The following is a 21,124-nucleotide window of genomic DNA, read 5'->3' on the forward strand; positions in this document are numbered from 1 at the left end:
TCAGGCCCGTGTGGCCAGTAGCAAAAATTCCCGATTGCCGTCACCGCCGATAATCGGGCTCTCCTGCCAGTGGGTTACCTTCATTTCATGCTCACCACAGCAATCAAGCACGCGGGCTTTGACCTCGGCAAAGCGATTGGCGTCGTGTACCACGCCCCGCTTGTCGAGCGCGCCGGGGTCGAGCTCGAACTGCGGCTTCACCAGTGACAAAAGCCGCCCGCCAGGCGGGAGTAGCGCGGCGAACTCGGGAATGATCAGCGTTTGGGAAATAAACGAGACGTCCATTACCGCGATATCGACCGGGTGCTGTTCGAGGGCGCCCAAAAGCGCCTCACAGCGGCTCATGGCCCGCGCGTTCAGCCCTTCCAGGCAGGTGACACGGCTATCTTCGCGAAGGGGCGGGGCGAGTTGGCCGTGGCCGACTTCCACGCCGATCACGTGGCGGGCGCCAAAGCGCAGGGCGCAGTCGGTGAAGCCACCGGTGGACTGGCCAATATCGAGCGCGTTCAGCCCGTCCAGGCGCATATCCAGCGCGTGGAGCACGCCTTCGAGCTTCAAACCGGCCCGGGAGACGTAGCGCTCCTCCGGGGCGTCGCTGATGAGAAACGTAGTGTCCGACGGCCATTTTTCCGAGGCTCGGGTAAGGGGCGTGCCGTCTTCAAGGCGTACGCGGCCGTTGCGGATCAGGCGCTGGGCGCGAGTACGAGAGCTGGCAAGCCCCAGGCTTGCCAGTAGTTGGTCGAGTCGTGTCATGTCGAAAGGGTTAGCAGGGTGAGTGGGGCGGGTGGCTGGCCTGAAGTTTGATGGCGGGCAGGCGCGCGGCCCCCCAGCTGCGGTGCAGGTAGCCTTCCACGCGTTCGAGCTCGTCGCTGGGTACCGTCGCCGGCTCGCCGCGCTCCAAGGGGTCGTGGTGATAAATATAAAGCCGGGAGGTGAACTGATCGAAGGGCAGCGAGGCCTCGCCGAAGCGCTCGCCAAAACCGGCGGTGCTGACCTTCACGCCGTCGCCCCAATCCTGGCCGCTGTCGTTATTGGGGTTGAAAAAGTAGACGCGCATGGCGTCCGTCGGGTCGAGGGAGGTGCGCAGAATGGTAATGGCGTGCCAGCCAATGAAGCGCCCGGCGCTGTCGGTGACGGCGATGCCCGCGGGCTGCGGGTGAATCAGCGGTTGGTTGCCGTTATAAAACGGATGATAGCTTGCGTAAAAGTGGCGAATGAAGGCGTCCACGTCGCAAAGCTTGCCGCTCAGGACATCGACGTTGATACGAAAACCACGCCCGGACCACCAGCCGTGAAACTCCGGGTTGACCCAGCGGTGCGGGTCGCCTTCGCGGCCAATGCAGCGCCGCCCCATTTCGGCGTAGATACGGTCCAGGTGCGGCACCACGATCAGCGAGACCGGGTCGAGATCCATGGGGAGCGTCGTGGCTACCCCGGATACGCTCTCTTTCGAGGAGATCGGCTGGCCTTCGAAGTGCATGATGATCTCGTCGTCCCGGGTCGCCCAAGCGACCATTTGTAGCAGGTAGTCCGGGTCGTTGTAGGCCCACATCGAAAGCGCGCGGGCGGATTGGCAGGTCGGGTTGTTACCCTGACCCACCCCCAGCGGCAGCCCCAGCAAACAGAGCACGCCCTCCATAAGTCGGGCGTTCGGGCTGACCGTATCGCCATACGTGTTGCTCAACCGCGCCTTGGCCCACTCGGAAAGCGCTAGATTGAGCTGGCGCCACATGGCGGGCGCCACCGGGGGCTGGTAGAGAATGCCGCGCTCGAGCATCAGCGCCAGGCCGTACACTGCCTGGGCCGTGGCGGGGTGGACACTTTCTCGAATCAAACCGTGCACCAGCTCGCGATAGCACAGCATGCAATCGCGCCCGGTCGACGAGAGGCCCAGCGCCTCGCCCAGCAGGTGGTCGCTCTCATCCAGGCAAAAGCGCAGCAGCACCGCGTGGTAAGGCGACACCAGCCCGGTGTCGTGCATGGCGCGGGCGCAGCCGGTGGATTCGGCCTGAAGTGCGGTGTTATCCATTCCCTCGAGGCGGCGCTGATAAATCTCGACACCCGGGTCCTCGCGGCAGGCCTGGGTAGGCCCGAAAAGCGAGCTGACCAGCCGGTCGGCCCCCTGGCCGCTGGCGCCCAGGTCGATTTCCGGGTTGGCCTGGCATAGCGCGATCTGGGTGATCATCTGCTTGATGCCGTCGACCTGTACCGGACGCTGCTTCAGGATACGCCAGATCTCCTCGATCAGTTGGTCGAGGATGTGTTCAAAGCCGATACGCTGAGCCAAGTGTTGGAAAAGCGTGCGGGAGAGCGTGGCAAGCCGGCCTTGAGTTTCGCGCTCGGCCTCGCTTGCCGCGCTGAATAAAAGGGTCAGGTTGAGCGCCATCACCTGGGTAAGGTAGTGGTGCGCCTGCTCCTGGGTAATCAGGGCGTGACGGTACTCGCCCTTGGCCACCGCCAGCAGACGAAGCTCGCTGAGTGCCTCGATCACCACGGTGTTAGAATCGGCGCTTTTGAGGGCGAATGTGGCAAGCGTGGGCTGCAAGTACTGGGGCGTTTCCCAGTCAGAGCCTTGAAAAACCGCGGCGGATTCAAAATCCGCCGCACGCCTTTCAATTGCCTGGCAACCACCGTCTTGCATGAGGACACGGCGAGCCGTGTCCAGTACGCGAGGCAGTTTTTCGGGCCGGCTGAACGCGGGGGCCTCTTTTAGCCTGTGTAGCGCGTCATCCAGTTTTTCCAAAAGCCCGGTGAGCTTCGGTGGTTCTGCTTCATTGGCGGTCGTCACAACGGCTCCTTTTCCCAGCAAGGGCGGGGATTATACATAGAAGTCGAGGTCTTCCTGATGTTTTAGCAGATCGCGCAGGGTATGGGCGTCGTCACCCTTGAAGTAAATCAGGCCCCAGTGGGTACCGAACGCGGTGCGCTTGGTGACCGTTTCCTCGAGCGGCGTGGTCAGTTCGTGGGACTCGAAGTAGGGGTGATCCTCGGTCTCTTCGGGAATTTCCAGGCGGCTGACCACGCGGCGGCGCGGATAAACGCCAAAGCAGCCGGCGAAGCCGTTGGCATCGACCACCTCTTTGGGGAAGAACGCGGCGACTTCCTCCGGAGTGCTTTTCGGGTCGAACACCAGCATTGAAGCCTGATAGGCGTTGAAACCGTACACCCGCTCCAAAAGTTCGAACACCTTGAACCCCGGCGGACGGTAGGCCACTTCGCCAAAGTACATCTCGCCGTCGCTGGTCACGAAGTACTCGGGGTGAATCAGGCCGAACTCGATATCGAAGGTCTTGATGAGCTTCTCGATCTGGGTGGTGATCTGCTCACGGTAGCGCTCGAGCTCCGGCGAGGCGGGCACGAAGACTGAGTAGCCCAGGGTCACGTACTCGGAAATATTCAAAAAGGCGATTTTACCGTTATGAATCCACGCTTCGACGGCGAATTCCCAGCCATCGAGGTGTGATTCCATCAAGACCGGAAACTCTTCTTCCGGTATGAGATCGACTTCGTCGGGGGTGCGAATGACGCGGTGGCCCAAACAGCCGGCCTTGTCGAAGGCCTTGAGGTGAATCGGGTCGTTGGGGTCGCCGTCCAGTTTGAGAAGCGTCTGGTTGACGCGCTTTAAAAAGCGAATGACGTCGTCTTTATCGTGGGCCTCTTCGAAAATGCCCACGCGGATGCCGCCAAGCTGCGCGCGGCGTTTCATCAGCGCTTTATCGCGTAAAAGCAGCGACTGGCCGTAAAGGCGGGGGTTATCCAACAGCACCGAGTTGATGGCGCCGGCCCACTCGACGGTCTCTTCGAACAGCGGAATGGCGACATCCACGCCTTTTTCCTTCAAGGTTTCGGCGATTTCCAGGGAGCGGTCGTTTAGGCGCTCGAAATTCCACGGTACGTGAGGAATATCGTGTTGCTGGCAGTACTCTTCGGCCCAATCGGGGGCAACCACGATATAGCGGCGGTCGAATTTTGCCGCTGCTTCGATGGCATTAAGGCTCCAACCAAGTAAGGCGATATAGCCCTTATTCGAATCCTTTTCCATACTGGTAACTCCTTTGGGATGAAAAAATACCTGCACAGACACGACCATACACCACTTGGCTACCCGGAACAGGGCGGCTTGATTACGTGCATCAACGCTACTAATGCGTCAAACGTGCACGCGGCAGTAAAAGGCAGGCACATGAATATGGTAGTCTAGGTTCGGAGTTTTAACCTTTAAACGGCAAGAGGATAGGGCCAGGATGGCGACCAGGCCGGTCTACCGAGTAGTCGTTCACCAGCAGGGTGAAGTGTGGGATTTATACGTCAGAGAGATCTTTCAAAGCGAACTCTGGGGGTTTATTGAAGTCGAGGAGTTTGTCTTTGACGATGTTTCACGGATGGTGGTGGATCCCGGCGCGGAGAAACTACAGCGCACCTTCGAGGGGGTGAAGCGCAGTTACCTGCCGCTCAATGCCATCGTGCGTATCGACGAAGTCGAGCGCGAGGGCCCGCTGAAGGTCGTCAAAAGCGATACTCGGGTCGCTGAGTTTACCCGTCCTTTCCCGCTGCCTCCCCGCGGTGAAGGATGAGTATAAAGCCCCGTCCTCGTTCAAGCGGCTGCTATTGGCGTATGTATTTACGATCAGGATTTGATGTCATGCAAGTAAAAAAGTCTCGTTTATTGGGGTGTCTGGCCACCGCCGGTTTTTTGTTGAGTACCGTAAGCCCCCAGGTGCTGGCGCAAACCGAGGGTCAGGCGTGGGTGAGTGAAGAGCTGAGCACGTTCGTGCGCAGCGGCCCGACGGATGGCTATCGGATCGTCGGAACGTTAAACGCCGGCGAGCAGGTGGAGGTACTGGAAGAGAGCGGCAGCTACACGCGCGTACGCGGCAACGGTGGCGATGCCGTTTGGGTGCTGAGCGAAGAGCTACAGCAAACCCAAAGCGCCCGTGAACAACTGCCCGAGCTCGAAGAGCAGGTAGAGGAGTTGGCCGACGAACTCGAAGGCATCAACGACACCTGGGAGGAGCGCGTCGCTTCGATGCGCGATACCCTGGAGGTTCGCGAACAGCGCATTGCCGAGCTCGAAGCGCGCAACAGCGAGCTCGATAGCGAAGCCGATCACTCCCGCCAGCAGGTGCGTGCGCTACAGGCCCGCCTGGAGACGCAGGAGGAGGATCTATTGATGCGCTACTTCATGTACGGCGGTGGCGTAGCGGGCGCGGGACTGCTGGTCGGCCTGATTGTGCCGCATCTGCCGCGCCGGCGTAAAAAACGCGACCGCTGGTTTTAAGAGGCCTTGATGGAAAACGCGTGGCGCAAGCGCTGGCAAGAAGGGCGTATCGGCTTTCATCAAGCCTCGACCCACCCGGCACTCATCGAGCACTGGCCGGCTCTTGGTATCGCAAGAGACGCCAAAGTGCTCGTGCCGCTTTGTGGTAAAAGTCTGGACATGCGCTGGCTGGCCGATCAGGGCCATCCGGTGCTGGGCGTGGAGCTTGCCCCGGAGGCGGTCGCGCAGTTTTTAAGCGATTGCCCGGCCGGGGTGTCGCGCTACGAACAGGCCGGGTTCGAGGTGGCCCGTCAGGGCAGTATCGAGCTCTGGTGTGGCGACTTTTTCCATCTGCACATTCGCCAGACGTTCGAACTCGGCGCCTTCTATGATCGCGCCGCGCTGATCGCCCTGGCCCCGGCGGCGCGCCAGCGCTACGCCTTTCATCTTGCCCAACTGATTCCGCCCGGTGCGCGTGGGCTTCTGGTGAGCGTCACTCACGAAAAAGAGGGCCAGAGGCCGCCGTTTAGCGTGCCGGAAGACGAGGTGCGAAAGCTATTGATGCCTAACTTCGCGCTGGAACTTCTGGGGAGGGGCGCCGCCGATGCGCGCGGAATGAGCGAGCAGGTGTGGGCGCTCAAGCGGCGCGGGCCAGTGTGACCCGCGCTTTTATGCTTAGCGTGCCAAGAGCCTGGCAAGCTCCGGGTCGCTGAACGCCCGGTTCAGGCCGTCGCTCAACAGGTCGTTGATCATGCGCGTGTTGGTCGCTTCACCGGGTTTGATGGCATAGCCCTGGGTGCGCCGTGAGGTGTAGGTACCCGTGTAAGTCGTGCCGCGGTTTTGCGCAATGGCGCGAAACACCGCTTCGATACGCGCCTCGTCCACCAGAGGCTGTCCGCTATCGCCCTGGCCGTAGTTCAGGCTGGCAAGCTCGAGGGTCAGGCTAGGGCCGCCCTGGGCGGGGCTGGTGGTCGGGTTGAAGCCCATTTCCTGAACCGCTCGCTCCGCCTCGGCTTGCAGCCGCGGAATCACTTCGTGGCTATTCACGGTGATCTGAGCCGTGGACATGCTGCCCCCGGCGCGGGTGCCGATCACTTCGCTTTCCCGGACGTCCACCGCGGCCACGCTGACCTGTTGACCCGAACCCACCTGAGGCACCTCGGCGGTGCGCTCCGGGCTAAGCTGAAGATATTGAGGGCTTGCGCAACCGGCAAGCAGTACGCCGGCCACCAGCGCTGTAGAAAGCGATAAAAAATGACGCCGAAGCATGGTGTTTCTCCGCGATGGCTAAAAGGTGAGTATAACGTGTGCTGGGGCGCCGGGTACATTCAAACACCGACGTTTGCGCAAGGCGCTAACAAGAGGACGTTCATGAAACGCAATGAGCTTTTTTCAGCCTCAGAGCCTGCCAACCTGCTTCCCCGGGACGGCGAAGCGTTCTACTTGGGTCAGGTGCTCAGCGAGGCGGAGGCCACGCTTTATCTGGCGCGCTGCGTAGAGGAGCTCGACTGGGCTCAGGAGCGGTTGGTGATGTTCGGCCGCGAGATCGTCACAAAGCGCAAGGTTGCCTGGTATGCGGATGCGCCCACCGCCTACACTTACTCCGGCCAAACCAAGGCGGCCAGGCCCTGGCCTGCGTTATTGCTGGCGCTGAAAGCGCAGGTGGAGGCCGAAAGCGGGGCGCATTTCAACTCGTGTCTTTGTAATCTTTACCACTCCGGTGACGAGGGCATGGGGTGGCACAGCGATGACGAGAAAGAGCTCGCCCCGGAAGGTGTGATCGCTTCGCTCACCCTGGGCGGGCAGCGGCGCTTCTCGTTCAAGCACAAGGCAAACAAGGAGAGGGTGTCGCTGGCGTTGGAACACGGCAGCCTTTTGATCATGCAGGGTACGACCCAAACCCACTGGTGGCACAGCCTGCCCAAAACCAAAAAAAGCCAGGAGATGCGGGTGAATCTGACCTTTCGACAAATGCAAAACGCCGCTCGATGAGCGGCGTTTTTGGTTAGTCCGAATGCGCCTGCTGTGTTTGGGGGGCATCATCGGCAAAGCGGTGCCAGCGGCGGGGGTGAGCGTAGAGGCGCTGGCCGCGGTGGATGTTTAGCCGCTCGAAATCCGCGTGGCGCACCGTGACAAGCCAGGGGGCGGCCAGCCAGTCGGCCTCGAGCTCCACGCGCACCTCGGCGCCGACCAGCGAGAACGCGGTGATCGTCACCGGCAAGTGAACGCCTTGCTCGAAGGTTTCGCTCAGGCGAACTTCGTGGGGGCGCAGCAAAAGCTCCTCGTCGCCTTCGGGGAGATCGACCCGCAAATGCGCGTCCCCACAGGTGAGTACGCCGCCTCGCACGCGTCCTTCCAAATGGTTGACGTCACCCAAAAACTCGAACACGAAGCGGTTTTTCGGCGCCCGGTAGAGCGCCTCGGGTGTGTCGATTTGCTCGATACGCCCGTTGCTCATCACCACTACCCGGTCCGAAAGCTCCAGCGCCTCCTCCTGGTCGTGGGTCACGAATACGCTGGTGAAGTTGAGCTCTTCGTGCAGGCGGCGCAGCCAGCGGCGCAGGTCCTGGCGGACCTTCGCGTCCAGCGCGCCGAAGGGTTCGTCGAGCAGCAGTACGTCGGGTTCGACCGCCAAGGCGCGGGCAAGCGATACGCGCTGCTGCTGGCCCCCGGAGAGCTGAGCGGGCAGCCGGTTGGCGAACTGCTCGAGCTTGACCATTTCCAAAAGCCTAAAGACCCGCGCGCGAATCTCGCCTTTGGAAGGGCGCTGGCTGCGCGGCATGACGGTCAGCCCGAAGGCGATGTTGTCGTAAACGCTCATGTGGCGAAAAAGCGCGTAGTCCTGAAAGACGAACCCGATGCGCCGGTCGCGCACGTGCACATGGGTGACGTCGCGCTCGCCGAACATGATTTTGCCCGCACTCGGCGAGCGGTCGGCGTTTTCGAGCCCAGCGATGATACGCAGTAGCGTGGTTTTACCTGACCCCGAAGGCCCCAAAAGGCCCACCAGCTCGCCGTCATGAATGTCGAGATCGATCGGTTCGAGCGCCTGGGTCTCGCCGAAATGCTTGGCAATATTGTGCAGTTGAATGCTCATAAGAAAGCCTCCCGGCGGGTAGCGCGCCACTGCAAAGCGGCCTTGGCGGCAAGCGTAAGTAGCGCGATCAACGCAAGCAGCGCCGCGCTCGAAAACGCCCCGACCGCGTTGTAATCCTGATAAAGCTGCTCGAGATGAAGCGGCAATGTATTGGTCTGGCCCCGAATGGCACCCGAGACCACCGACACCGCGCCGAATTCGCCCACCGCCCGGGCATTGGTCAGAATGACGCCGTATAAAAGCGCCCAGCGGATGTTGGGCAGCGTGATCCGCCGAAAGACGGTAAAGCCCGAGGCGCCAAGCGTTACCGCGGCTTCTTCTTCCCGCGAGCCCTGGGCCTGCATCAGCGGAATCAGCTCCCGGGCAACGAAGGGGCAGGTGACGAACACCGTGACCATTAAAATGCCCGGCCAGGCGAACATCAGCTGAATATCAAAACCGTCCAGAAAGCTTCCGATCCAGCCGCCCCGCCCGTACAGCAGCAGGTAGACAAGCCCTGCCACTACCGGCGATACCGCAAAGGGAATATCGATCAGCGTTTGCAGAACCCGCCGGCCCGGAAAGTTGAACCGGGTCACCAGCCACGCCAGCGCCACGCCGAACACCAAACAGATGGGAATGGTCATGAGCGCGATGACGAGCGTCAGACCAATGGCGTGGAGGGTGTAGACATTGCTGACGTTTTGCCAGAACACCGCCACGCCCTGGGAGAACGCCTGGGCAAAAATGGCGACCAGCGGCAGCAGTAAAAAAAGCGCCGACAGCAACACCGCGGCACTAATCAACGAGCGCCGAACGGCCGGCGCGTCACCTACGCGGCGCATCAGGTGTCTCCTCCGTGCAGGCGACGCACAAAGCGCCCCTGCCAAACGTTAATGGCCAGCAGTAGCGCAAGCGAGGTGAACAGCACGATCGAGGCGATCGCCGAGGCCCCGGCATAGTCGTACTCCTGAAGCCGTACAAAGATCATCAACGCGGTGATTTCGGTCTCGTAAGGCATGTTGCCGGCGATGAAGATGATCGCCCCGAACTCACCCAGCGAGCGCACGAAGGCAAGCCCGGTGCCTGTCACCAGGGCCGGCCACAGGTGCGGCATGATCACCCTGCGAAAGGCGACGCTGTCGGTCGCGCCCAGCGCCATCGCCGCCTCGTCGATCTCGGCGGGCAGATCCTCGAGCACCGGCTGCACCGTGCGCACCACGAAGGGGATACTGGTAAACGCCATGGCCAGGGCGATCCCCACCCAGGTATAAGCGACCTGTATCCCCAAAGGCTCCAGCAGCCGACCCATCCAACCGTTGCTGGCGTAGAGCGTGGCAAGCGTTATCCCCGCGACGGCCGTGGGCAGGGCGAAGGGCAGGTCCATCAGCGCATCCAAAAGACGCTTGCCGGGAAACTCATAGCGCACCAGTACCCAAGCCAGCAGCAGCCCGAAGAGCGCATTCACCAACGCGGCCACCGCCGCCGCGCCCAGGGTGACTGCGTAGCTTGCCACCACGCGGCCCTCGGTAATGATCGCCCAGTATTGGGCCAGGCTAAGGCCGGCCAATTGGCCGAAGAGTCCAGTAATCGGCAGCAGCAGTACCAGCGAGATGAACAGTACGCTGATACCCATGGACAGCCCGAAACCCGGCAGCACGCGCGTGCTGCCGGATGACCGAAAGGTTAACTGACGCATATTTGACCGTTAGCGACGCTGAAGCTGGTCGAGCATGCCGCCGCTTTCGAAGTGCGTCTCCATGATGTCGTCCCAGCTGCCGAACACGTCGTCGACGTTGAAGAGCTCGGTTTCCGGGAAGTCATCGGCAAACTCTTCCAGCACGGTTTCATCGTGTACCCGGTAGTTGAAGCCGGCGAGCGTACGCTGTGCCTCTTCGGTGTACAGGTACTCGAGGTAGCCTTCGGCCAGGTCTTCATTGCCGTTACGCTCGGCGTTTTCGGACACGACGGCGACCGGGAACTCGGCCAGCACGCTCATCGGCGGTACGATGACTTCGTAGTCGTCGCTGCCGTATTCGCGGCGAATATTGTTCACCTCGGACTCGAAGCTGATCAGCACATCACCGATGCCGCGCTCGATGAAGCTGGTGGTCGCACCCCGGCCGCCGGTGTCGAACACCGCGACGTTGGCGAGCAGCGTGCGCATGAAATCCTGAATCTGCTCTTCGTCACCGTCGAACTCTTGGTCGGCAAAGCCCCAGGCCGCCAGGTAAGTGTAGCGCGCGTTACCCGAGGTTTTCGGGTTGGGGAATACCAGCTCGACGTCTTCTTGTACCAGGTCGTCCCAGCTTTCGATGCCCTTGGGGTTGTCCTTGCGCACCAAAAAAGCGGTGGTGGAGTAGTAGGGCGAGGCGTTGTTCTCGAGCGCGCTCTGCCAGTCTTCGTCGACCAGACCCGCATCGGCGAGTACGTCGACATCGGTCACCTGGTTGAACGTCACGACATCGGCGCGAAGGCCCTGCATGATGGCGCGAGCCTGGGCGGAAGAGCCGCCGTGGGACTGGCTGACGCTCACCTCTTCGTCGTGCTCCTCTTGCCACCACTCGACGAAGTCCGGGTTGATCGCCACGAACAGCTCCCGGGCGATATCATAAGAAGAGTTTAAAAGCTCGCGCTCCTGGGCCATGGCGGTGCCGGTAGCGCCGGCGGCGGCGCTACCCAGGGCAATGGCCAGCACGGTACGGCTAAAGGGCGCAGATAAAATAGAAGCTAAACGCATCGAATTTTCCTTGTTGAAAGTGGGCGATAGTTCGAACGTCCGGGGGATCATGCTTCAAAACGCTCAGAGCGTTCTTGCCATAGACGTTTTCGCGATAAGACAAGGTTAGTCCTTGATTTAAGGAATTACAATTGCGTTTAATATTCAATTAAGGAATATGAATGTTCCCGATCCCTTTGTAGCGCTTACCCCTGAGCTTTAGCACGCGCTCTGTTACCATATGCGCTTTATCCGGCGCCTCTTGAAGGCGCAAAGCCGCCTTGCTCAGGAGCGTTTCATGACCGCGTCCCAGGAATTTTTAATCGCCCCTTCGATTCTATCCGCCAACTTTGCCCGCCTGGGCGAAGAGGTCGATAACGTGCTGGCCTCCGGCGCGGATATCGTCCACTTTGACGTGATGGACAATCATTACGTGCCCAACCTCACCATCGGGCCAATGGTGTGCAAGGCGCTTCGCGCGCACGGCGTGACCGCGCCGATCGACGTTCATCTGATGGTCAAGCCGGTGGATCGCATGATCAGCGATTTCATCGACGCCGGGGCGAGTTACATCACCTTTCACCCCGAGGCGTCCGAGCATATCGACCGTTCGCTACAGCTGATTCGCGATGGCGGATGCAAGGCCGGGCTGGTCTTCAACCCGGCCACGCCGCTATCGCATCTGGATTACGTGATGGACAGGATCGACATGGTGCTGTTGATGAGCGTCAATCCGGGTTTTGGCGGGCAGTCGTTTATCCCCGGTACGCTCGAGAAGCTGCGTGAGGCCCGCGCGCGTATCGACGCCGCGGACCACCCTATCAAGCTGGAGGTGGACGGCGGCGTCAAGGTCGATAACATCGGCGAGATCGCCGCTGCCGGGGCGGATACCTTCGTGGCGGGCTCGGCGATCTTCAGCGCCCACCGCTCACAAGACCCTCACGGCTACGACTCCGTCATCCAAGCGCTGCGCGGCCAACTGCCCGCGCGCTAAACTGCCCGTGCGCTAAAGAGGAGATTCGGGCTCAGTGAAGCTTCATTTTGGGCTTCAGGTAGCGGTTTAGCTTATCTACCACCCAGGTGAGTCCGGTTTTGGGTACGCCGTGAATCGATACCTGGTGCATGCGGTAGAGCGAGGCGTAGGCGTTGCGCGCCATCCAGCCTTCGAGAAACAGCCCGCGGGAGGCGCCGCCGCGCATCAGGTTACCGACCGCATCGTAGCGGGCAAGCGAAACCAGCGAGCCGTTATCGCGGTATTTGAACGGCTTCAAGGGCTTGCCGGCCAATGCTCTGTCGAGGTTATCGGCCAGTACGCCCGCCTGCTGGCGCACCGCCTGCGCCCTCGGGGGGACCGTAGAGTCGTCGCCCTGGGGGCAGCTTGCGCAGTCGCCCATGGCGAAAATACTCGCGTCGTCCACGCTCTGCATGGTCTGCTCGACGCACACCTGGTTTTTCTTGTTCACCGTCAGGCCAAGCTCGGTCAGAAAGTCCGGCGCCTTGATGCCCGCGGCCCAAACGTTGAGATCGGTTTCGATCACCTCGCCATCCTTGGTGACGAGCTGATACTCCTGGGCTTCTTCAATGGCGGTGTCCACGTGAATGTTCACACCCAGGGTTTCGAGCTCCTTGTGAACGGTCTGGCTGACCCGCTCGGATAGGGCGGGGAGCACCCGTGGGGCGGCTTCGATCAGATGGACGCTGATCTGATTGTCGTCCACGTGGGTCACATCATAGGCGTTGAGCAGGCGGGTGATATCCAAAAGCTCCGCGGCAAGTTCGACGCCGGTCGCGCCGCCGCCCACGATCCCCACGCTCAGTGTGGTGTTCTTTCTAAGCCGTGGGTCGGTATAGCGCAAAAACGTGTTGATCATGTCACGCTGAAACGCCTTGGCCTGGTCCGGTGAGTCGATGAAGTGGCAGTACTCGGCCACGCCCTTCGTGCCGAAATCGTTGGACACGCTGCCCAACGAGAGCACCAGGTAGTCGTAGGTGAGCGTGCGCTCGGGCAGCACCTCTTCGCCGTCTTCGTCCACGATGGGCGCGAGGTTGAGGGTTTTGCTTTCGCGGTCGAGTCCGGATAGCGAGCCGCGCTGGTAGCGGTAGCCATGGGCGCTGGAGTGGCCACGAAAGTCGACCTCATCCATGGTGGAGTTCAAAACACCGGTCGCCATCTCGTGCAAAAGGGGCTTCCATACGTGGGTGGCGTTGCGGTCCAGTAACACGATCTCGGCACGCTTTTTCTTGCCAAGCGTTCGTCCCATGCGCGTCGCCAGGGCCAGGCCCCCCGCGCCACCGCCGACAATCACAATCCTTGGTATGGCCATTGATGTCTCCTTGGCAAACGTATCCCTCGCAAACGGATCCCTTGCAAATTTGTTGCGTGCAAACTCATTGCTAACCAGCTTGGCTCTAGCATAGAGGGTTCTGATGAATCTGACGAATGCCTGGCCGGCAACATCCGCCATTTTAAAGAGAAAAATCTTAACGTCGTTTGCTAAACGCGCCATCCTTGGGCCGGTACCATTCATCCTTTAACGAGCATCAGGGAAGTCGACCAATGCACGCGATTTTAACGGACAAACAGCTTATCGCCTTCGACCTGGACGGCACGTTGATCGATTCCGTGCCGGATCTTGCGGTGGGCGTACAAAAAGCCCTGGAAGAGGTGGGCGTGGCAGCGCCAGACGAGGGGCAGGTGCGCGACTGGGTCGGCAACGGCGCTTTGGTGCTGATCGAGCGCGCGCTCACTTGGGCGCTTGACGAGCCGCCGGAATCGACGCTTTTGCATACCGCTTTCAATGCCTTTATGCGCCATTACGGCAATGCGCCTTACGCGCACACCACGCTCTATGACGGCGCGTTCGAGGCGCTGACCGCGCTCAAAGAAGCCGGATTTGTACTGGTACTGATCACCAACAAGCCCGAGAGCTTCATCGCACCTATTTTGAGCCACTTCGGGCTCTTCGAGCATTTCGCACTCTGTATCGGCGGCGATACGCTGGCCGAAAAAAAGCCGCATCCGTTGCCGCTTCTACACGCCGCCAAAACCCTGGGCGTAAAGGCCGGCGCCTGCGTGATGGTGGGGGACTCCAAACACGATATCGAGGCGGGAAAAGCGGCGGGCTTTACGAGCGTGGCACTGCCTTACGGCTATAACCACGGTGAGCCGATCGAGGCGAGCCGCCCGGATCTGTGTATCGAAACCCTTGCCGCCCTTATCGATTAGGGGGCTCTTAGGGGCGGGCGCCGCCCAGCGCCTTGTGAAGTAGCTCGGCGTTGTAGCCCAGCATCGCCGGATAGTTATAAGCCGGGCCGTCCGAATCGCCGAGCGTATCGACGTAGAGCGGGCCGGCCAACGCAATGTTGCTCTCGCGGGAAAGCGCATCCATGTGGATATAAGGCGTGGTGCTCTCGAAAAACAGCGCCGGCGGGCGGGTTTCGGCCAACCGCTCGCTCATCGCGGCCATATCGAAGGCGCTGCCTAGCCGTTCGTTGTTGCTTCCCCAGATAGCGGCGTACTCAAAACCGAACGCCCGGGCGAAATAGCCCATACCGGCTTCGCTGGTAAACAGCATCCGGTTGGTTTGCGGAATACCCTCCAAACGCTCGCGAATTCGCTCGCTCAACAGCGTAAGCGACTCCCGAGCCTGTTCGGCGCGGGCGCCGAACGCCGCCGTTTTCTCCGGATAGTGCTCGCTAAGCGTTCGCGCGATCACATCGACGTAGGCGATGGCGCCGGCCGGGTCCATCCACATGTGCGGGTCGACACTGCCTGCGTACTGGCCCGCCGGAATGGGGAGGCCCTCGAAATCGGCGCGCTCGGCCACCGCCTTCAGGCGAAGCCGCTGGTCGGCCATCGCCTCGACGTGCCGAAGCCAGGGCTCGAGACCGTAGCCGTTGTAAAAGACGATATCCGCCTCTTCGATCGCCAGTACGTTGGGCGGGGTCAGCTCCCAGCGATGCACGTCCTGGCCGGGAGGCACGATGGTTACGACGCTGATATCGTCGCCGGCGATACGGCGCACCAGATCGCCGATCACTGAAAACGAGGCAATCACCTTGAACGAGGGGGCGGCCTTGGCAGGCAGGGTCGTCAACAGTAGACCGGCCACCAGTAGGCACCCCAGGAGTGCTCGTTGCTTCATTACATGTATCCCTTGATAAAAAAACGGCCGATCATAGTGATTGCGCTAACGGGTTGCCAGTTCCTTTCGCGATGCTATCGATTTTCTTGGCGTAAAAGGGCGGGCGGCGCGTGCCTTGATCGTGCCGCTGCCCCTGCACCCCGTCGCCCGGTTAGGGTATCATCGTTTTTAACCGATTGATTAGTGGGATGGGGTAAGCGTGGCGACAGCGCAGCACAAACAGCGTGTACTCATGGTGGATAACTACGATAGCTTCACGTACAACATCGTTCAGTACCTGAGTGAGCTTGGCGCCGAGGTGATCACCTACCGCCACGACGCGATCAGCCTCGAGGCGATCCGCGCGCTTGCGCCGTCGCATCTGATGATTTCGCCAGGCCCTTGCACGCCCAACGAGGCGGGCATTTCGCTTGCGGCCATCGAGCACTTCGCCGGTGAGCTGCCGATTTTAGGGGTGTGTTTGGGCCATCAGGCGATTGGCCAGGCCTTCGGCGCACGTGTGGTGAGAGCGCCGCGCGTGATGCACGGCAAGACCTCGCGTATCGAGCATACCGGCCAGGGTGTTTTTCACGCGCTCGACTCGCCTTTGGAAGTGACCCGCTACCATTCGCTAGTAATCGAGCGCGAAAGCCTGCCCGACTGCTTCGAGGTGACGGCCTGGACGAGGAAGGCGGACGAGACGCCGGGGCTGATCATGGGGTTTCGCCACAAGACCCTTGATCTCGAAGGGGTGCAGTTTCATCCTGAGTCGATTCTGACCCGCCAGGGCCACGCGCTCCTGGCCAACTTTCTACAGCGTACCTGATCGCTACACATTCACGTTTAGAGGCTTGTCTGCTCATGCAAATGCGAGACGCCATCAACGCGGTCATGCGCCGCGAAGATCTATCTTTTGACGCCATGCGCACGCTGATGCACCAGATCATGACCGGCGAAGCCTCGGACGCGCAGATCGGGGGCCTGCTGGTCGGGCTCTCCATGAAGGGGGAGAGCGCCACCGAGATCAGCGCCGCCGCCCAGGTGATGCGCGATCTGATGCGCCCGGTCACGCTCAGCGCCGAGAACGTGGTGGATATCGTCGGCACCGGCGGCGACGGGGCGAATCTTTTCAACGTGTCCACCGCCTCGAGCTTCGTCGCCGCCGCCGCCGGGGCGCACGTCGCCAAGCACGGCAACCGCAGCGTCTCGTCGTCGTCCGGAAGCGCGGATCTTTTCGATATCGCCGGCATCTATTTGGACTTGTCACCGCAGCAGGTGGCGCGCTGTATCGAACAGGTCGGGGTGGGGTTCATGTTCGCGCCCAATCATCACCCGGCGATGCGCTACGCGATCGGCCCGCGCCGCGAAATGGGCGTGCGTACGCTGTTCAACATTCTGGGCCCCTTGACCAACCCCGCCAGCGCTCCCAATCAGGTGTTGGGCGTCTATGCGCCAGAGCTCGTTGCGCTAATGGCCGAGGCGCTCAGAAAACTGGGGAGTCGCCACGCCCTGGTGGTGCACTCCGAAGATGGCCTCGACGAGATCTCGCTGGCCGCGCCTACGCGAGTTGCCGAGCTAAAAGACGGCGCTATTCACGAGTACACGATCACCCCGGAAGAGCTCGGTATCGAGCGCCAAAGCGTGGCCACTTTGAAAGCGGCCACCGCCGAGGATAGCCTGCGTTTGGTCAAGGCCGCCCTGGTCGGCGATGGGCCGGAGGCGGATATCGTCGCGCTCAACGCCGGGGCGGCGCTTTACTGCTCGGGTGTCGCGGACACCTTGAAAGAAGGGGTCATCGTTGCCCAGGACGCCCAGGCCTCCAAACTGCCGCTCGAAAAGCTCAAGGAGCTTTCACACTTCACCAGCGTGTTTAAAGGGTAATTGTTATGAATCACCAGGCCACGCCGACCATTTTGACGCGTATTCTCGAGCGCAAGGACCAGGAAGTCGCCACGCGCCAAAAGGCGGTTTTAGAGGCGGATTTGTTCGCGCTTGCCGAAAAGCAGAGCGCGCCGCGCGGTTTTATCGACGCCCTGGACCGGCGTATCGCGGCAGGCGAGGCGGCGGTGATCGCCGAGGTGAAAAAGGCCTCGCCCTCGCGCGGGGTCATACGCGAGGCGTTTGATCCCGCCGCGATTGCCCAAAGCTACGAAGCCGGTGGGGCGGCGTGTTTGTCCGTGCTGACCGACGCCGACTTCTTCCAGGGCCACGAGGACGACCTGATCGCGGCGCGTCAGGCCTGTACGCTTCCGGTGATTCGCAAGGACTTCATCACCCACGCCTACCAGGTCACCGAGGCCCGGGCGATCGGCGCGGACTGTATTTTGCTGATCGTGGCAGCCCTCGATGACGCGACGCTCAAGGCGCTACACCAAAAGGCCAGTGAGCTTGGCATGGACGTGCTGGTCGAGGTACACAGCGCCGAGGAGCTGACCCGGGCGCTGGCGCTGGATTTGAAGCTGGTGGGTATCAACAACCGTAACCTGCACACCTTCGAGACCGATCTCGATACGACGCTGACGCTTTTAGCGCGTGTGCCTCAGGGTGTCACGGTAATCACCGAGTCCGGTATTTTGGATCGGGCTCACGTAGCGAAAATGCGCGACAACAAGGTCAACGGCTTTCTGGTCGGCGAGGCCTTTATGCGTCAGGACGACCCGGGCCTCGGGCTTAACCAGCTTTTCTTTTAAAGGCCATTTTGAGGCTACTTGATAACGGTGCAGCGCCGAGTAGCCCTACGCAAGGGCGCCATTAATACATCCTTGTAGGCTACTTTCGCCATCCTTGGTGAAAGACCCTCGCTCCGTACCCTGCACGTATCGAGGACCTGGCGTCGCTCATCAAGCCGGCCCGGCGCTTTTCAGGCAGTCTAAAAGCGCCTGCAGCGGGTGGGAAAGCGCTTGGCCCGAGTAGCGTTTGACCTGGCTGCGACACGAGTAGCCCGTTGCTAAAAGCCTGCCCGTGTTCTCCTCGGCCTCGACCTGGGGCTGCCAGGACTGGGCATAGATGGTCTTGGAGATTTCGACGTTGCGGGTTTCGTGGCCGTAGGTGCCGGACATTCCGCAGCAGCCCGTCGCCACCAAATCGAGCTTTAACCCAAAGGCGGCGAATACCTGCTGCCAGGCTTTGGGACTGCCCGGGGCGTTGGTCTTTTCGGTGCAGTGGGAAAGAAGCTTGAAGCCCGGGTCCTTCATCGCGGCCTTGAAGGGGGCCTGGGTCTGGGTTTGAGTGGCGAGCCACTCCTGAAGCATCAATACCTGGGGCACGGCGTCCGGGCCGAGGGCTTTGACGTACTCCTGGCGGTAGGTCAGCGTCATCGCCGGGTCGATGCCGACGAAGGGAATGTCGAACTCCGCAAGGGCGCGCAGGCGCTTGGCCTGTTTCTCGGCGGTGCGCTCGAAGGCGCCCAGAAAGCCCTGCACCTGCAGGGGCTTACCGTTGGCGCTAAAAGGCAGTACGAACACGCGAACATCCAGCCGAGCCAGAAGCTCCACCACGTCCAGCACCAGGTCCGCCTCCATGTGGGTCGTGAAGGCGTCCTGTACCAAAATGACGCTTTTCGCCCGCTGGCGTTCGGTCAATAGCGCCAGGGCGGTCGGCGTTGCTTTGGCCATCCCCCAGGCGCGAAGCTGCTTTTTCACGCTGGCCCGCGAAAGCGTCGGGGTGTCACTCATGCCGATGGCGCGGCGCATAAAGCGCTCCATCCAGCGCTTTTCGATCACCGCGTTATAAAGCGGTGCCATTTTGGCAAGCCAAGGCAGGGTGAATTCGGTCGCGCCGATCACGTAGTCGCGCACCGGGCGCAGGTAGCGGCCGTGGTAGACCTCGAGAAACTGCGAGCGGAACTGCGGCACGTTGACCTTCACCGGGCACTGCCCCGCGCAGGACTTGCACGCCAGGCACCCGGCCATGGCGTCGTACACCTGGTGGGAGAAATCATGATGCTGCTCGCGGCTGAACGTGTTGGCGACACGTTTGGGCAGGCTTTTGATAAAGCCCAGGCGCCCCTCGGCTTTTTTCTTGCGCGACTCTTCGACCACGTCGATACCGGCCCGGGACTGCAGGCGCAGCCACTCGCGTACCAGGCTCGCCCGGCCCTTGGGCGAGTGAATCCGGTCGCGGGTCGCCTTCCAGGAGGGGCACATCGGGTCATCGACATCGTAGTTGTAGCAGGCGCCGTTGCCGTTGCAATACACGGCGGCGTCATACGCCTGCCAAGCGCGCTCATCGATGGTGCGATCGAGCTCTCCGCGAAGCGCCACGCCGTCGATGGCTAAAAGATCCGGGTCGCGGTCGACGGCGATCAGCGCGCTCTCTTTCAAGGGCGTGGCGATCTTGCCTGGGTTGAGCTGGTTGTGCGGGTCGAACGCGGCCTTGATCTTTTGCAGGCTAGGGTAGAGCTCGCCGAAGAATTTGGGCGAGTACTCCGAGCGCATTCCCTTGCCGTGCTCGCCCCAAAAAAGCCCGCCGTACTTTTGGGTCAGCGCGGCGACCTCATCGGAAAGCTCGCGAATCAGCGCTTGCTGGGCCGGGTCTTTCATGTCCAGCGCCGGGCGTACGTGCAGCACGCCGGCGTCCACGTGGCCGAACATGCCGTAGTCGAGGCCGTGGGCGTCCAAAAGCGCGCGAAACTCGCCGATATAATCCGCCAGATGCTCCGGCGGCACCGCGGTGTCCTCGACAAAAGGCAGCGGGCGCTTCTCGCCCTGGACGTTACCCAGTAGCCCCACCGAGCGCTTGCGCATGCCGTACACCGTGGCGGTCTGCGCGCGGCCCAGCGCCTGAGTGTAGCTCAGGCGAGTAACCGTCGCGTCACCGGCCAGGTGCTCGCAAAACGTCGCTACGCGCTCTTCGAGGCGGGTTTCATCGTCGTCGCTGAACTCGATCAGGTTGATGCCGCCAACCGGGGTGTCGCCTTCGGGGAAGAACTCGGCCACGCTGTCCCAGACGAAATCTTCCATGGCAAGCTTCAGCACCGTGTCGTCGATGGTCTCGATCGAGGTGGGGCGAGCGGTACTTGCCATCAACGCCTTGGCGTCGCGCAATGCCTCCATGAAACCTGGGTAGCGCACGTTGACCAGGGTGGTATGCGGGGGGATCGGCAGCACGTTGAGCACCGCTTCGCTCACGAAGCCAAGCGAGCCTTCGCCGCCGCAGAGAAGGCTATTCAGGTTGAGCTGGCCCCGGGCATCGCGCAGGTGGGCCAGGTCATAGCCGGTCAGGCAGCGGTTGAGCGGCGGGAAGGTGGCGTCGATCAGTTCGCGCTGCCCGTCGATGATCTCGACAGCGGCGCGGTGAACGCGCCCCAGCACGCCGGGGTCTTGTAGGGCGTTTGCCTCGTCGTCGGCGCTTAGCGGCTGGCTATGCAAGTGCGCGCCGCCCAGCAATACGGTATCGAGTTCCAGCACATGGTCGCGGGTTTTGCCGTAGACGCAGCTACCCTGGCCGCTGGCATCGGTGGCGATCATACCGCCCAGGGTGGCCCGGTTGGAGGTCGAAAGCTCCGGCGCGAAGAAGAGCCCATGAGGCTTCAGCGCCGCGTTGAGCTGATCTTTCACGACGCCGGCTTGAACCCGCACTTGGCGGTTCTCCACATCGATATCGAGGATGCGATTCATATGGCGCGAGACATCCACCACCAGCCCATCGGTCAGCGATTGGCCGTTGGTGCCGGTGCCGCCGCCGCGCGGGGTCAAGGCGATATCCCGGTAGGGCATCTCGAAAGCGAGCTTAGCCAGGCGCTCCAGATCCTCGGCGTGCCTGGGGTACACCGCGGCCTGGGGCAGGCGCTGATAGATCGAGTTGTCCGTGGCCAGCACGGTGCGGTTGGCGTAGTCCGGGGTTATCTCGCCTTCGAAGCCCCGGGCGCGTAGCGCTTCCAGAAAGCGAAGGTAGGGCGCGGCGGGTTTGGCAAGCGGCGTCTTTCGCGAATCGAGCGATGCAATCAT

The 21,124-nt window shown here is 61.5% G+C and carries 20 protein-coding genes; 9 read left to right on the plus strand and 11 right to left on the minus strand.

Annotation, left to right across the window (positions count from 1 at the left end; genetic code table 11):
• From ACWFVE_RS05395 to ACWFVE_RS05405, 3 genes are read right to left on the minus strand one after another with little or no spacing between them, the layout of a single operon-like run.
• The gene (locus tag ACWFVE_RS05395) at positions 1–753 is read right to left on the minus strand and encodes a TlyA family RNA methyltransferase (RefSeq protein ID WP_447528257.1); all 753 of its coding nucleotides are present in this window, start codon (positions 751–753) and stop codon (positions 1–3) included.
• A 10-nt stretch (positions 754–763) separates the two neighbouring features.
• Positions 764–2,788, minus strand: coding sequence for a hypothetical protein (locus tag ACWFVE_RS05400; RefSeq protein WP_447528258.1), 2,025 nt, complete (start codon positions 2,786–2,788; stop codon positions 764–766).
• Between the two features lie 30 nt (positions 2,789–2,818).
• Positions 2,819–4,042, minus strand: coding sequence for an ATP-grasp domain-containing protein (locus ACWFVE_RS05405; protein ID WP_447528259.1), 1,224 nt, complete (start codon positions 4,040–4,042; stop codon positions 2,819–2,821).
• Between the two features lie 202 nt (positions 4,043–4,244).
• Between ACWFVE_RS05405 and ACWFVE_RS05410 the strand changes: the two genes are divergently transcribed.
• The 3 genes from ACWFVE_RS05410 (at position 4,245) to ACWFVE_RS05420 (ending at position 5,917) form a co-directional block, all read left to right on the plus strand.
• Positions 4,245–4,574 (plus strand): DUF1820 family protein, encoded by a 330-nt coding sequence (locus ACWFVE_RS05410; protein WP_447528260.1) that lies wholly within the window; start codon positions 4,245–4,247, stop codon positions 4,572–4,574.
• A gap of 68 nt (positions 4,575–4,642) precedes the next feature.
• Entirely contained in the window at positions 4,643–5,278 is a 636-nt protein-coding gene (locus tag ACWFVE_RS05415; protein ID WP_447528261.1) for a TIGR04211 family SH3 domain-containing protein, read from the plus strand.
• A gap of 9 nt (positions 5,279–5,287) precedes the next feature.
• On the plus strand, positions 5,288–5,917 hold the full coding sequence (locus ACWFVE_RS05420; protein WP_447528262.1) for a thiopurine S-methyltransferase: 630 nt from the start codon (positions 5,288–5,290) through the stop codon (positions 5,915–5,917).
• 15 nt (positions 5,918–5,932) lie between these two features.
• Here the strand turns inward: ACWFVE_RS05420 and ACWFVE_RS05425 are convergent, their stop codons facing one another.
• Positions 5,933–6,526: a YajG family lipoprotein gene (locus ACWFVE_RS05425; RefSeq protein ID WP_447528263.1), complete on the minus strand. Its 594-nt coding sequence runs from the start codon at positions 6,524–6,526 to the stop codon at positions 5,933–5,935.
• A 102-nt stretch (positions 6,527–6,628) separates the two neighbouring features.
• Between ACWFVE_RS05425 and ACWFVE_RS05430 the strand changes: the two genes are divergently transcribed.
• The gene (locus ACWFVE_RS05430; protein WP_447528264.1) at positions 6,629–7,249 is read left to right on the plus strand and encodes an alpha-ketoglutarate-dependent dioxygenase AlkB family protein; all 621 of its coding nucleotides are present in this window, start codon (positions 6,629–6,631) and stop codon (positions 7,247–7,249) included.
• Positions 7,250–7,262: 13 nt separating this feature from the next.
• Here the strand turns inward: ACWFVE_RS05430 and ACWFVE_RS05435 are convergent, their stop codons facing one another.
• The 4 genes from ACWFVE_RS05435 to cysP are packed head-to-tail and all read right to left on the minus strand — an operon-like array spanning position 7,263 to position 11,073.
• The gene (locus tag ACWFVE_RS05435) at positions 7,263–8,354 is read right to left on the minus strand and encodes a sulfate/molybdate ABC transporter ATP-binding protein (protein ID WP_447528265.1); all 1,092 of its coding nucleotides are present in this window, start codon (positions 8,352–8,354) and stop codon (positions 7,263–7,265) included.
• Positions 8,351–9,178, minus strand: coding sequence for a sulfate ABC transporter permease subunit CysW (gene cysW, locus ACWFVE_RS05440; RefSeq protein ID WP_447528266.1), 828 nt, complete (start codon positions 9,176–9,178; stop codon positions 8,351–8,353). The genes ACWFVE_RS05435 and cysW overlap by 4 nt, the downstream gene beginning before the upstream one ends.
• Positions 9,178–10,032, minus strand: a complete 855-nt coding sequence (gene cysT / locus ACWFVE_RS05445) for a sulfate ABC transporter permease subunit CysT (RefSeq protein WP_447528267.1) — start codon at positions 10,030–10,032, stop codon at positions 9,178–9,180. The genes cysW and cysT overlap by 1 nt, the downstream gene beginning before the upstream one ends.
• A 9-nt stretch (positions 10,033–10,041) precedes the next feature.
• Positions 10,042–11,073, minus strand: coding sequence for a thiosulfate ABC transporter substrate-binding protein CysP (cysP, locus tag ACWFVE_RS05450; protein ID WP_447528268.1), 1,032 nt, complete (start codon positions 11,071–11,073; stop codon positions 10,042–10,044).
• 277 nt (positions 11,074–11,350) lie between these two features.
• On the opposite strand from cysP, the gene rpe reads away from it, so the two are divergent.
• Entirely contained in the window at positions 11,351–12,046 is a 696-nt protein-coding gene (gene rpe, locus ACWFVE_RS05455; protein WP_447528269.1) for a ribulose-phosphate 3-epimerase, read from the plus strand.
• Positions 12,047–12,077: 31 nt separating this feature from the next.
• On the opposite strand, the gene ACWFVE_RS05460 is transcribed toward rpe, so the two are convergent.
• Positions 12,078–13,376 carry an NAD(P)/FAD-dependent oxidoreductase gene (locus ACWFVE_RS05460; protein ID WP_447528270.1) on the minus strand — a complete coding sequence of 433 codons (1,299 nt, stop codon included), beginning with the start codon at positions 13,374–13,376 and terminating at the stop codon, positions 12,078–12,080.
• Positions 13,377–13,609: 233 nt separating this feature from the next.
• Between ACWFVE_RS05460 and ACWFVE_RS05465 the strand changes: the two genes are divergently transcribed.
• Entirely contained in the window at positions 13,610–14,278 is a 669-nt protein-coding gene (locus ACWFVE_RS05465; protein WP_447528271.1) for a phosphoglycolate phosphatase, read from the plus strand.
• Between the two features lie 7 nt (positions 14,279–14,285).
• Here the strand turns inward: ACWFVE_RS05465 and ACWFVE_RS05470 are convergent, their stop codons facing one another.
• Positions 14,286–15,197, minus strand: coding sequence for a metal ABC transporter solute-binding protein, Zn/Mn family (locus ACWFVE_RS05470; protein ID WP_447528272.1), 912 nt, complete (start codon positions 15,195–15,197; stop codon positions 14,286–14,288).
• A gap of 232 nt (positions 15,198–15,429) precedes the next feature.
• On the opposite strand from ACWFVE_RS05470, the gene ACWFVE_RS05475 reads away from it, so the two are divergent.
• From ACWFVE_RS05475 to trpC, 3 genes are read left to right on the plus strand one after another with little or no spacing between them, the layout of a single operon-like run.
• Positions 15,430–16,002: an anthranilate synthase component II gene (locus ACWFVE_RS05475; protein WP_447530502.1), complete on the plus strand. Its 573-nt coding sequence runs from the start codon at positions 15,430–15,432 to the stop codon at positions 16,000–16,002.
• Positions 16,003–16,037: 35 nt separating this feature from the next.
• Entirely contained in the window at positions 16,038–17,057 is a 1,020-nt protein-coding gene (trpD, locus tag ACWFVE_RS05480) for an anthranilate phosphoribosyltransferase (protein ID WP_447528273.1), read from the plus strand.
• Between the two features lie 5 nt (positions 17,058–17,062).
• Positions 17,063–17,866: an indole-3-glycerol phosphate synthase TrpC gene (gene trpC, locus ACWFVE_RS05485; protein WP_447528274.1), complete on the plus strand. Its 804-nt coding sequence runs from the start codon at positions 17,063–17,065 to the stop codon at positions 17,864–17,866.
• 150 nt (positions 17,867–18,016) lie between these two features.
• Here the strand turns inward: trpC and ydiJ are convergent, their stop codons facing one another.
• Positions 18,017–21,124, minus strand: a complete 3,108-nt coding sequence (ydiJ, locus tag ACWFVE_RS05490) for a D-2-hydroxyglutarate dehydrogenase YdiJ (RefSeq protein WP_447528275.1) — start codon at positions 21,122–21,124, stop codon at positions 18,017–18,019.

The organism is Vreelandella mediterranea, from assembly GCF_970647075.1.